This is a genomic window from Halomonas elongata (assembly GCF_029081005.1).
GTDB lineage: Bacteria > Pseudomonadota > Gammaproteobacteria > Pseudomonadales > Halomonadaceae > Halomonas > Halomonas elongata_B.
The window spans coordinates 37316-48977 of the sequence record NZ_JAJQTQ010000028.1 but is presented as its reverse complement, the minus strand read 5'-3'; the positions used below and the strand labels follow the sequence as shown (position 1 = coordinate 48977).

General features: G+C 67.3%; 9 protein-coding genes. 3 read left to right on the top strand and 6 right to left on the bottom strand.

Translation table 11 applies throughout. From position 1 onward, the window contains the following. Positions 1-418: 418 nt before the first annotated feature. From LU493_RS16540 to hisC, 6 genes are all read right to left on the bottom strand, one after another. Positions 419-2560 carry a TRAP transporter permease gene (locus tag LU493_RS16540; protein WP_275288906.1) on the bottom strand — a complete coding sequence of 714 codons (2142 nt, stop codon included), beginning with the start codon at positions 2558-2560 and terminating at the stop codon, positions 419-421. A 123-nt stretch (positions 2561-2683) separates the two neighbouring features. Continuing rightward, the gene (locus LU493_RS16535; protein ID WP_275288905.1) at positions 2684-3709 is read right to left on the bottom strand and encodes a TAXI family TRAP transporter solute-binding subunit; all 1026 of its coding nucleotides are present in this window, start codon (positions 3707-3709) and stop codon (positions 2684-2686) included. 197 nt (positions 3710-3906) lie between these two features. Continuing rightward, the gene (locus LU493_RS16530) at positions 3907-5289 is read right to left on the bottom strand and encodes a sigma-54-dependent transcriptional regulator (RefSeq protein WP_275288904.1); all 1383 of its coding nucleotides are present in this window, start codon (positions 5287-5289) and stop codon (positions 3907-3909) included. Continuing rightward, the gene (locus tag LU493_RS16525) at positions 5279-7081 is read right to left on the bottom strand and encodes a sensor histidine kinase (protein WP_275288903.1); all 1803 of its coding nucleotides are present in this window, start codon (positions 7079-7081) and stop codon (positions 5279-5281) included. The genes LU493_RS16530 and LU493_RS16525 overlap by 11 nt, the downstream gene beginning before the upstream one ends. Continuing rightward, entirely contained in the window at positions 7078-7485 is a 408-nt protein-coding gene (gene gloA2, locus LU493_RS16520) for an SMU1112c/YaeR family gloxylase I-like metalloprotein (protein ID WP_275288902.1), read from the bottom strand. The genes LU493_RS16525 and gloA2 overlap by 4 nt, the downstream gene beginning before the upstream one ends. A gap of 63 nt (positions 7486-7548) precedes the next feature. After that, positions 7549-8604 (bottom strand): histidinol-phosphate transaminase, encoded by a 1056-nt coding sequence (hisC, locus tag LU493_RS16515; RefSeq protein ID WP_275288901.1) that lies wholly within the window; start codon positions 8602-8604, stop codon positions 7549-7551. 122 nt (positions 8605-8726) lie between these two features. Between hisC and LU493_RS16510 the strand changes: the two genes are divergently transcribed. The 3 genes from LU493_RS16510 (at position 8727) to radA (ending at position 11653) form a co-directional block, all read left to right on the top strand. Further along, positions 8727-9623, top strand: a complete 897-nt coding sequence (locus tag LU493_RS16510) for an AEC family transporter (protein WP_275288900.1) — start codon at positions 8727-8729, stop codon at positions 9621-9623. A gap of 110 nt (positions 9624-9733) precedes the next feature. Next, positions 9734-10186 (top strand): copper resistance protein NlpE N-terminal domain-containing protein, encoded by a 453-nt coding sequence (locus LU493_RS16505; protein ID WP_275288899.1) that lies wholly within the window; start codon positions 9734-9736, stop codon positions 10184-10186. Between the two features lie 90 nt (positions 10187-10276). Then, positions 10277-11653, top strand: coding sequence for a DNA repair protein RadA (gene radA / locus LU493_RS16500; RefSeq protein WP_275288898.1), 1377 nt, complete (start codon positions 10277-10279; stop codon positions 11651-11653). Positions 11654-11662 lie beyond the last annotated feature (9 nt).

Genomic DNA, 11662 nt, shown 5'->3' with positions numbered 1-11662 from the left:
TTTTTATGCCTGAATGGAGGAACTGCGTCCTTGCCATGTGCTCCGTGCGTCGGGCGCCAACGGGAACCGCTCTGGCGAGCCCGAGATCGAGGCCACGCAGGGGCCGCAGAGGCGTCAGGCACTGATACCGAGAAGCTTCCGGGCCCTGAAAGCTCGGGGTTTTTTCATGGGAGAACGTTGCCCGGGTATGGCGCGCTGGTCAGACAAGGGCGTTCCCCTGGAAAGTCGCGGAGAGCCGCCCTCCGGAGCGCCGGCCGGAACCTCGTCAGGCATTTACATCAAAAAATCCCCCGGGAAAGCCCGGGGGATTTTTTGATGTGCAGCACAACGAGTGATAAAGAGCCATCATTCGAGTCATCGTCATGCTTAGGCCACCGGTATCGCTGCGTGTTCGTCGGCTGAAAGGTGGCGCTCAGCCTTACTGGGCACCCACAACGAAGGGTGCGGAACTCCTGCCGAGGCGGTAGCTCCACAGCAGCACCGCGACGAAGATGGCCAGGCCGAGCAGATCCAGGGTCAGGTGGCCGTGGGGCCACAGCATCAGCGCGCCGATCGGGAACATGCCGAGGCGCAGCCACCAGGGCAGCTCGTGCTCCAGGTAGCCCTCGAGCCCGGCGATGATGGCGTAGATCCCGAACGCGGCGAATACGAACACCGTCACCATGTCGAGCGCCGAGCCGGTGATCAGCGGCGACCACACGAACAGCAGGGGGATGATGTACAGCCCCTTGGCGATCTTCCAGGCGGTGAAGCCGGTGCGCATCTGCGGCGTTTCGGCGATGGCCGCCGCGGCGAAGGCGGTCAGACACACCGGTGGAGTGACGTTCGAGTCCTGGGACAGCCAGAAGATCACCATATGGGCCGCGACCAGCAGCATGGTCAGGGTGTGCGGGGAAAGTGCCTGCTCGTAGAGCTGGCTGCGGAAGTTGTCCGGCACCACCGACAGCAGCTCCCTGGCCGCGCCGGCATCCATCGGTGCGTTCAGGGCGGCCAACTGGTCAGGGGCGGCCAGCATGAAGATGGCCTTGGCCTGCTCGGGTAGCTGGCCGCTCACCAGCAGGTCGATCAACTGGCCCTGTGCCATCAGGCCGTAGAGCGCCGGCGCCGACAGGGTGCCCAGCACGATGTAGGCCGCGGTGACCGGCAGCCCCATGCCCAGCACCAGGGAGGCCACGGCGATCAACACCAGGGTGATCAACAGGCTGCCGCCGGCCCAGTCGGCGATCATCAGCGAGAAGACGTTGCCGATACCGGTGGTGGAGACCACGTTGACGATCAGCCCGACCGTCATCAGCAGGATGGCGGTGGTGATCATGTTGCGGGTGCCGAGCGACAGGGCCTCGAGGATGGCCCTGACGGTCATCGGCGTCTTCGACAGCCAGGAGGCGGCCACCACCGAAAGGATGGCGATGCCCGCGGCGTAGGTGGGGGTGAAGCCGTAGATCAGGGCGGCCACCAGCACCACCAGGGGCAGCAGGTAATGCCAGCCGCCCTTGAGCACGCTCGCGAAGCTCGGAGCGTCCTCGTCGGCCAGTTGGTGGGCATGGCTGCGCTTGGCCTCGATGCGCACGAACATGGCGACGGAAAGGAAGTACAGCAGCGCCGGCAGGGCCGCGATGCCGATGATGGAGAGGTAGGAGACCTGGGTGTAGGACGCCATGATGAAGGCGCCCGCGCCCATCACCGGAGGCATCAGCTGGCCACCGGTGGAGGCGGCGGCCTCCACGCCGGCGGCGAAGCGCGCCGGGAAGCCGGCCTTGCGCATCATCGGGATGGTGATGACGCCGGTGGAAACGGTGTTGGCGACGCTGGAGCCGGAGACCGAGCCCATCAGGCCGGAGGCGAAGACGGCGACGAAGCCGGGGCCACCCACGAAGCGCCCGGCGGCGCAGCGCGCCAGCTCGATGATGAAGTCCCCGGCCCCCGAGCGCACCAGGAAGGCGCCGAACAGGATGAACATGAACACGTATGACCAGGAAATGCGGGCGATGGAGCCCAGCATGCCCTCGCCGCCCATATAGCTCCTGAACAGCACGGTCTCCCAGCTCAGCCCGGGGAAGTTGAACACCCCGCCGACGTACTGGCCCCACCAGGCCACATAGGTCAGGGCGACCAGGCACAGCGCCGGGATGAACCAGCCGGTGGTGCGCCGGGCGAATTCCAGCACCAGCCCCAGGGCGACGATGGAAACAATCCAGTCGGCGATCGAGAAACGCACGCCGCGGTCGTACAGCGCATCCTCGAAGGCGATCAGGTACAGCGCGCAGCCCACCGCGGCGAGGCCCAGCAGGATATCGATCAGCAGCACCAGCCGCCGATGCGACGGCTTTGCCGCGTGGCGCATCGGCACGGCCAGGGCGCACAGCAGGCCGAACAGCCCGAAGTGCAGCGCACTGGTCCAGATCTCTGACAGGGTGCTGAAGGTATTGAAGTAGAGGTGGCTCAGGGCGATGACGAGGGTCAGGCCGAACAGCAGACGACCCAGCCAGGGGTGCTCGAGGCGCTCCGGGGCCTCGCTGGCCGACTCGTCACGCACCTCGCTTGCGGGTGTGGTGTTCATGGGGAAGTTCTCCTGGAGCGGACGGCCGCGGTCGGGTGTCAGGGGCGCGGCCGTCGGCGATGCCTCGGATGGTCGTCGTGCTCCGAATGAATCGGGGCGCGATGACGGGGCGCGGGAAGGCCGTCAGTCGGCGATCAGGGCGTCCGGTATCTCCAGCCCCTGTTCCTCGAAGAAGCGGGCCGCGCCGGGGTGCAGGGGCATCGGCAGGCCGTCGAGGGCCTTCTCCAGCGCCATGGCGCGAGTGGCGGGGTGAATGTTGTTGAGAAACGGCAGGTTCTCGTACATCGCCTTGGTGATCTGGTAGACGTCCTCGTCGGGCACGTCGGCATTGACCACCAGGATGTTGGGCTGGGCGATGGTGTGGACGGCCTCGTCCTGGCCCGGATAGGTGTCGGCGTCGATCTCGTAGGGGCTCCATACCGGGAACTCCTGATTGATGCGGGCCAACTGGTCCTCGGTGACGTTCAGCACGTGGATATCGTCGCCCATGTTGGCGAAGGCGCTGGTGACCGCGGAGGCCGGAGCGCCGGCCGGGATGTTCATGCCGTCGATGTTGCCGTTCTGCATGGCCTCGGCACTGGCGCTGTAGCCCAGGTAGGCCAGGTCCATCCGCTCGGGATCGATGTCGAGACCGGCAAGAATCTGCCGACCGGAGCCCTCGGTGCCGGAGTTGCGCGCGCCGATGGAGAAACCGTGATCGTAGAGGCCGGTCAGGTCGTCGATGGTGCCGGTGTCCACCAGGTCGTTGCGCACCACGAAGTGCTCGACGTTCTGCCACAGCATGGACACCGAACGGATGTCCTTGTAGGCCTTGGGCACCGGGCCGCTGCCGTTCCAGGCCCAGGCGCCGTACAGGGCCTGAATGATGCCGAACTGGGCCTCGTCGACATCCATCAGGCGCAGGTTTTCCGCCGAGCCGGCCGAGCTGATGGCCGAGACCGAGAGGTCATGGGTGGGCTCGAGCTTGACCCGCACCAGGGTCGACAGGGCGACGCCGACCGGGTAGAAGGTACCGCCGGTGGTGGCCGTGCCCATGATGTACTGGCCGCCGTCTTCCCCGGACTGGGCGGATGCCGCGGATGCGCCCAGTCCGAGGGCCGTGGCGGTGGAGAGGGTCAGGGCGAGTTTCAGGAACTGGCGTTTTTGCATACGAGCCTCCGTCGCAAGCGAGTTATTTTGATGACTGGCTCGCTGCTATAGCGACAAGCTTGCCAAGGGGAGGCTTTTGCTTTTCCTTCAGTGGGTTGGCGTGATAATGCGCGGGGCGACGGGGCCTTGGCGCCCTGGCGTCGGCCATTTTCTGCCGACATCCGTCGGCGCCATCGGCAAGAAATGGCCGACGCTCGTCAGTCCTCGTCCGAGCCTGCGGACTCGCGGTCCTCGGGGGCGAGGAAGGCCTCCCGGCGCAGCCCGTGGCGGAGCATCTTCTGGTTCAGGGTGCGCCGGGGCAGCTCCAGCTCTTCCATCACTGCCTGGATGTTGCCGCCGTGGCGGCCCAGGGCGGCCCGCAGCAGGGCGCCCTCGAAGGCGGCGACCTGGGCATTCAGCGAGCCTGGCTCGGCCTCCCCGCCGTCCGCGAGGCCGGGAATCTCGAGCCCCAGCACGAAGCGGGTGGCGGCATTGCGCAGCTGGCGCAGGTTGCCCGGCCAGGCCTGCCCCTCGAGGGCCTGGAGCAGGGCGGGAGATGCCTCGGGGACGTCGCGCTCGTGGACCGCGGCGGCCTGCCGGCAGAAGTGGCCGAACAGCGTCGCGATGTCCTCGCGGCGTTCGCGCAGCGGCGGCAGGCACAGCTCGGTGATGGCCAGACGGTAATAGAGGTCCTCCCGGAACCGGTCCTCCCGCGCCATGGCCGGCAGGTCGGCCTTGGCGGCCGCCACCACGCGCAGGTCCACCGGGCGCACCGCGTTGCTGCCGAGCGGCGTGATCTCCCCCTCCTGCAGGGCCCGCAGCAGCTTGACCTGGGCGCTCAACGGCAGGGACTCCACCTCGTCGAGGAACAGGGTGCCGCCGCTAGCGTGCTCCAGCTTGCCGATGCGTCGGCCGTGGGCCCCGGTGAAGGCCCCCTTCTCGTGGCCGAACAGCTCCGACTCGATCAGTTCGGGGGCCAGGGCGCCGCAGTTCAGGGCCACGAAGGGGGCGCTGCTGCCGGGGCCGAAATCATGCAGGCAGCGGGCGACCACCTCCTTGCCGCTGCCGGTCTCGCCCTGGATAAGCACGTTGGCCCGCACCGGGGCCAGGGTCTCGAGCTGCCGACGCAGGGCCACCATGGCCGGCGCCTGTCCCAGCAGGCGGCCCGCCAGGTCGCCCTCGCGCAGGGCACGCCGGAGGCGGTCGTTCTCCAGCGCCAGGCGACGCTGCTGGAGGGCGCGCCGCACGCATTCCTCGAGGCGTTCCGGCGCGAAGGGCTTCTCCACGAAGTCCCAGCAGCCGGCCTGCATGGCCGCGACCGCCATGGGCACGTCGCCATGGCCGGTGATGAGCACCACGGGGGGCGGTATCTCGAGCGCCTGCACGGCGTCGAGCAGCGCCAGGCCATCCATGCCCGGCATCTTGACGTCACTGACCAGCACACCGCAGGGGGCGTCGTGGCGCAGGGCCTCGAGGGCCGGCATCGCGGCATCGAAGGTACGCACCGCCAGGTCCGAGACCTCCAGCCATTGGCTCAGCGATTCCCGCACGTCCGGGTCGTCGTCCACCAGCCATACGGGGAGGGTGTCGTCAGTCGGCATCCGGGGGGGCTCCTTCGGCTAGGCGGCGGTCCACGGCGAGGGGCAGGGTGACCTCGAAGCAGGCGCCGCCCTGCTCGAGGTTGGTGGCGCTGATGCGGCCTTCCAGGTCCTGCACGATGCCGAAGCAGATGAACAGGCCGAGCCCCAGGCCGTCGCCCACCGCCTTGGTGGTGAAGAAGGGGTCGAAGAGCCGGCTCAGGATGGCCGCATCGATGCCGGGGCCGTTGTCGGCGATCCGCAGCACCACGCTCTCCTCGGCGGTCGCCAGGGCGATGGCGAGCCGCGGTCGCGCGACCGTCTCCAGGGCATCCAGGGCGTTGCGCCGCAGGTTGGTCAGCAGCTGCTCGATGCGCAGCGTGTCGCCGAGGACCCGTGGGTTCGGCGCCTCGCCGCGGTCGAACGCCACCTCGACCCCCTGGCGGCGAATTCGCTCGTCGAGCAGCTCCAGCACGAAGGCCAGGCGGTCCTCGAGGTCGATCGGTTCGCGTCTGCCGCCCCGGCGGGCAAACAGGCGGAGCTGGCGGATCAGGGCATCCTGGCGGTCGCACAGCGACTGGATGCGCGTGAAGTTGCTCTCGGCCGCGTCCTGGCGACCCCTGGCCAGCAGGCGAGCGCCGTTGGCGGCATAGGTGCGAATGCCCGAGAGGGGCTGGTTCAGCTCGTGGGCGATGCCCGCCGCCATGGTGCCGAGCGAGGCCAGCTTGCCGGCCTGCACCAGCTCCTCCTGGGCCTCCTGCAGCGCCCGGGTGCGCTCGACGACCCGCGACTCGAGGCGCTCGTTGGCCTCGCGGATGATCCGCGCCTCGCGGTCCCGCAGGCGATGGCGCTTCTGGCGTTCGCGCAGCCACAGGCCCAGCAGCACCAGCACCAGGGTGGCGCCCGCCGCCGCCAGGAAGGCGTTGCGGGCGTCCAGGTACAGCGGCCGCATCGGCACCAGGTAGTGCATGGTCCAGCCCAGCCGCCGTTGCTCCCGCGACAGGTCCAGGTAGCGCTCGCTGACAGAGCCGCCGCCGATCGCCAGGGAACCGTCGGCCAGCCCCTGGCCTAGGCGCTCGAGGGGCCGATCGAGGAACTGGCGCTGCTGGCGGATCTCGTCCATGGCCGCGGGGGCGATCGGGGCGAGCGTCCGATACCGCCAGCCGGGGCGGCTGGAGAGGATCACCACGCCGTTGGCGTCGGAGAGCAGCACCGTCTCCCCGGCCCGCCGCCAGCTCGCTTGCAGGGATTCCAGTGCCACCTTGATGGCCACCACGCCCAGCGGTTGGCCGTCGGCGGCCGAGATCACCGGCGCCGAGACGAAGTAGCCTGCGCGCTTGGTGGTGCTGCCGATGGCGAAGAACTCGCCCTCGCCCCGGTCCATGGCATCCTGGAAGTAGGGGCGGAAGCCGTAGTGGTGGCCGATGAAGCTGTCCACGGTGGCATGGTTGCTGCTGGCCACGGTTTGGCCGTGTCGGTCGAGCAGGAAGATGGCCTCGGCCCCGGCGTCCGCGGCGACCCGCTCGAGGTAGCGGTTGGCGCGCTCGACGTCGTCCCCGGCCGTGTTGTCGTCCACCGCCGCGCGGACCCGCGACTGGCCGGCCAGCAGCCTAGGCAGGTAGGCGAAGCGCGCCAGGGCGCCCTCCAGGGTGGTGGAATACAGCGACAACCGGTTATCGGCATGCTGGCGGGCGACGTCCAGCGACTGCTGGAACTGCCACTGCCAGACGCCCCACCACAGGGCAGCCGCCAGCAGGCCGGCGGCGCTCAGCAGGGCGATGCGCCAGGGGCGCGTCACGGCAGCGGGTCCGATCACGATGCGGTTTCGTATAGCTCGATGGGCGTGCCGTCCGGATCGCTGAAGAAGGTGAAGCGGGCGCCGGTAATCTCATCGATGCGGATCGGTTCGGGATCGGCTCCCCGCGCCTCGAGCAGGGCCACGCAGGCATCGAGATCCGGTGTGGCCAGCGCCAGGTGACGCAGCCCGCAGGCCTCGGGGTAGCTGGGCCGTGGCGGCGGCGAGGGAAAGGAGAACAGTTCTAGGCGGATGCCGCCGGGCAGGCGCAGGTCGAGCTTGTGGCTGTCGCGCGGCTCGCGATAGGTCTCGTGGAGGATCTCGGCGTCCAGCACCTCCAGGTAGAAGCGCCTGGCGCGCGGATAGTCGGCGGTGATCAGGGCCACGTGGTGCACACCGCCCAGTGGCAATCGTTCCTCGCTCATGGGATGACTCGTCGATGGGACAGGAGAACGGGCGGGGCAAGCGGCCCCGTCCGCAAGGCTTGGCTAGGGGGTGAGCCCTTCCAGGACTTCGATCAAGCTATCCATCTCGTCCTCGGTGCCGATGGAGATGCGCAGCCAGCCGCTCAACGCCTCGGTATTGAAGTGGCGCACCAGGATGCCGCGCTCGCGCAGGCCGACGAACAGCTGGGCGGCGTCCTGCTCCGGGTGACTGACCAGCAGGAAGTTGCTCTGCGACGGCAGCACCCGGAAGCCGAGACCCTCCAGGCGGGTGCGGGTGCGCTCGCGAGTGGTGATCACCGCTTCGCGGCAAGCGTCGAAGTGCTCGTGGTCTTTCAGGGCGGCGATGCCGATGGCGCTGGCCAGGCTGTCGATCGGATAGGAGTTGAAGGAATCCTTGACCCGTTCGAGCCCTTCGATCAATTCCCGAGAGCCCACCGCATAGCCGAGCCGCAGGCCGGCCAGGCTGCGCGACTTGGAGAAGGTGCCGGTGACCAGCAGGTTGGGATAGTGATCGATCAGTGGCACGGCGCTTTCGCCGCCGAAATCGACATAGGCTTCGTCGACCAGCACGACCGATTCGGTGACCCGTTCGAGCAAGCCGGCGATCGCCTCGCGGCCGTGTCCGTGTCCAGTCGGCGCATTGGGGTTGGCGAAGATCGCGCCGCCGGCTTGCGGCGAGAAGGCCTCGAGGTCGACCCGCCACTCGGTATCCAGTGGCAGGGTGCGGCGCTCCACGTCGTAGAGTCGGCAATACACCGGATAGAAGCTGTAGGTGATGGCCGGCATCTCCAGCGGGCGGTCATGATAGAAGAACGCCTGGAAGGCCAGAGCCAGCACCTCGTCGGAGCCGTTGCCGACGAACACCTGCTCTACCTCGACCTTGAACTCCCGGGCGAGGGTCTCGCGCAGGGCGCGAGACTCGGGGTCGGGATAGCGACGCAAATGATCCACCGGGAACTCGCGCAATGCGGTCTCCACACCGGGCGCGGGTGGATAGGGGTTCTCGTTGGTATTCAGCTTGATCAGTCGCTCTCGGGGTTGCTCGCCGGGGATATAAGGCGTCAGCCCCCGCAACTTGGGGCTCCAGAACTTGCTCATCGTCACTCGCTCGGGGTGGAAACACTTTGGCCATGGTGACTCGACCGCCCGAACCGCGCAAGCCGGTGTCGTGCTAGGCTCGTCGTTCCCGTGAACGATGAGTCCGCCATGGATGAGGCCGAATGCTTGCCCAGATTCTTTCCACCCTGTTGCCGGTATTCCTGATCGCGGGATGCGGCACTCTCTATGGACGCTATCGACGTCCGGATATCCGGGGGCTGAACACGCTGAACATGGAGCTGTTCGTGCCCATGCTGGTGTTCGCCGCGCTGGCGGATCGGCAAGCGCCGTTGACGGATTACGTCCGACTGGCCCTGGCCGCTGCCGTGGTCGTGCTGGGCTCCGGTGTGTTGCTGTGGCCGGTGGTACGCTGGTTGAAACTGGAGGTGCGGACCTTTCTGCCGCCGATGATGTTCAACAATGCCGGCAACATGGGGCTGCCGTTGATCGTGCTGGCGTTTGGCGAGGCGGCACTGCCGGCGGCGGTGGTGGTGTTCATCGTCGAGATGCTGTTGCACTTCTCGGTGGGGCTCTGGATGCTCGATCCCCGCACGCCGCTATGGCGTTTGCTGCGAATGCCCATCGTGCTGGCCAGTCTCGCGGGGCTCGGGGCCAACCTGAGTGGGGCGACGCTGCCGGTCTGGTTGCTCGAGACGTTGAATATGCTGGGGGGTGTCAGTATTCCGTTGATGCTGTTCGCCCTGGGCGTCCGGATGCTCGACATCGACTTCGATCACTGGCGCATGGGGCTGCTTGGTGCCGTATTATGTCCGCTTTCGGGGCTGGTGATAGCGGCGCCGATGGTGGCCTTGCTGGGCCTCTCGGGCATCACGGCAGCGGCGCTGTGGGTATTCGCCGCCCTGCCGCCGGCGGTGCTGAACTACCTGGTGGCCGAGCAGTATCGGCAACAACCCCATCAGGTGGCCTCGTTGGTGCTGATCGGCAATCTGGGCAGCCTGGTGGTGATGCCGTTGCTATTATGGGTGGTGTTCGAGCATGTCCGTCCGATGGCATCATGAACAATGGAACCTGGCGTCGTCCAGGCTGTCCGCTGTTGGCGCGAGAGGTTATGCTATCGAGCAGGTTGCCGTGCATCACGGCGCCATGCCCATTGGTTAGGAGAACGAATATGCAAATCAGGACGTTGCTGGCGGGCTCGGCCATGCTCGCCTTGTTGGCGGGTTGTGCGGCGGGCCCCACCGATCAGGGAACCGCCGAGCCGGGGATGACGAGTACCGAGCAGACGTATCAGGGTACCCTGCCGTGCCGCAACTGCGAGGGGATCGACCTGAACGTCACCATGACGGGTGAAGAGCAGGGCGAAGCCGCCGACCGCACCTTCGATCTGGAAGCGGCCTATCGCGGCCATCCGGAAAATCCGCCCAACGAGACGTATTCGGGCAACTGGGAAGTGCTCGACGGAACGGCCGACAACCCGGAAGCCACTGTCTACGAGCTCACCCCGAGCGGTGAAGGCCAGGTCTATTACTTCCTGCGAGTGGATCCGCAGACCCTGGAGCTGATCGACCCACAGCGTCGCCGCTTCCAGAACAACGAAGTGCTGCGCCTGAAGCGCATGTGACGCGACAGGCATGTGTTGATGAGGGGCGGCCATCGGGCCGCCCCTTGTGCATGGTGCTACCGCAAGTCTTCCTCCTTCGACGAGACATCCATGGCCAAAGCCAAGAGCGCCTTCGTCTGCACCGAGTGCGGCGCCGAATATCGAAAGTGGCAGGGGCAATGCTCCAGTTGCCAGGAATGGAATACCCTGAGCGAGGTGAGGCTCTCCGCAGCCCGGCCCGGGGCCGCCAGCGGCGGTACCGCTGGTCGAGGGGGGTATGCCGGTGCCGTGTCGCGCGAGGTCGTCGAGCTGTCCAACGTCGATCTGAGCGAAGTGCCCAGGCTGACCTCCACCTTCGAGGAGTTCGATCGGGTACTGGGGGGCGGCCTGGTGCCTGGCTCCGCCGTGCTGCTGGGCGGACATCCCGGCGCCGGCAAGTCGACTCTCTTGTTGCAGACGGCCTGCAAGCTGGCTCAGCAGCGTCGCGTGCTCTATGTCACCGGCGAGGAGTCGCTGAGCCAGGTGGCGATGCGTGCCCACCGCCTGCAGCTACCTACCCAGGGCTTGAAGATGCTCGCCGAGACCAGCATCGAGACGATCCTCGGCGTCGCCGAGCGAGAGCGCCCCGAAGTGTTGATCATCGACTCCATCCAGACCACCCATCTGGAAGATATTGCCTCGGCGCCCGGGGGCGTGGCCCAGGTGCGAGAATCGGCCGCCGCCCTGACGCGTTTCGCCAAGCAGTCCAGCACGGTGCTCATGCTGGTGGGGCACGTGACCAAGGATGGCACTCTGGCCGGACCCAAGGTGCTCGAGCACATGATCGACGCCTCGCTGTTGCTGGAAGGCGGCGCCGACTCGCGCTTCCGTACGTTGCGGGGCCAGAAGAATCGCTTCGGCGCGGTCAATGAACTGGGTGTCTTCGCCATGCTCGAGCATGGTCTCAAGGAGGTGAAGAACCCCAGTGCGATCTTCCTGTCGCGCAGCGAGGAACAGGCGCCGGGCAGTCTGGTGATGGTGGTCTGGGAAGGTACTCGGCCGATCCTGGTGGAGGTACAGGCGCTGCTCGATGACTCGGCGCTGGGCAATCCTCGACGCGTGGCGGTGGGCCTCGACCAGAATCGCCTGGCCATGCTGCTGGCGGTGCTGCACCGCCACGGCGGGCTGTTCACCGGCGATCAGGATGTCTTCCTCAACGTGGTGGGCGGGGTCAAGGTGCTCGAGACCAGTGCCGATCTGGCGGTGTTGCTGGCGGTGGTATCGAGCCTGCAGAGTCGGCCGCTGGCCCGCGAGCTGGTGGTGTTCGGCGAGGTGGGGCTGTCCGGCGAGATCCGTCCGGTGCCGAGCGGCCAGGAGCGCATCGTCGAGGCTGCCAAGCATGGCTTCCGCCGTGCCATCGTGCCGCGTGCCAATGCGCCCAAGCAGGCCCCGGAGGGCATGGAGGTGGTGGCGGTGGATAAGCTGGCCGATGCCCTAGAAGCACTCTAGACGTTGTAG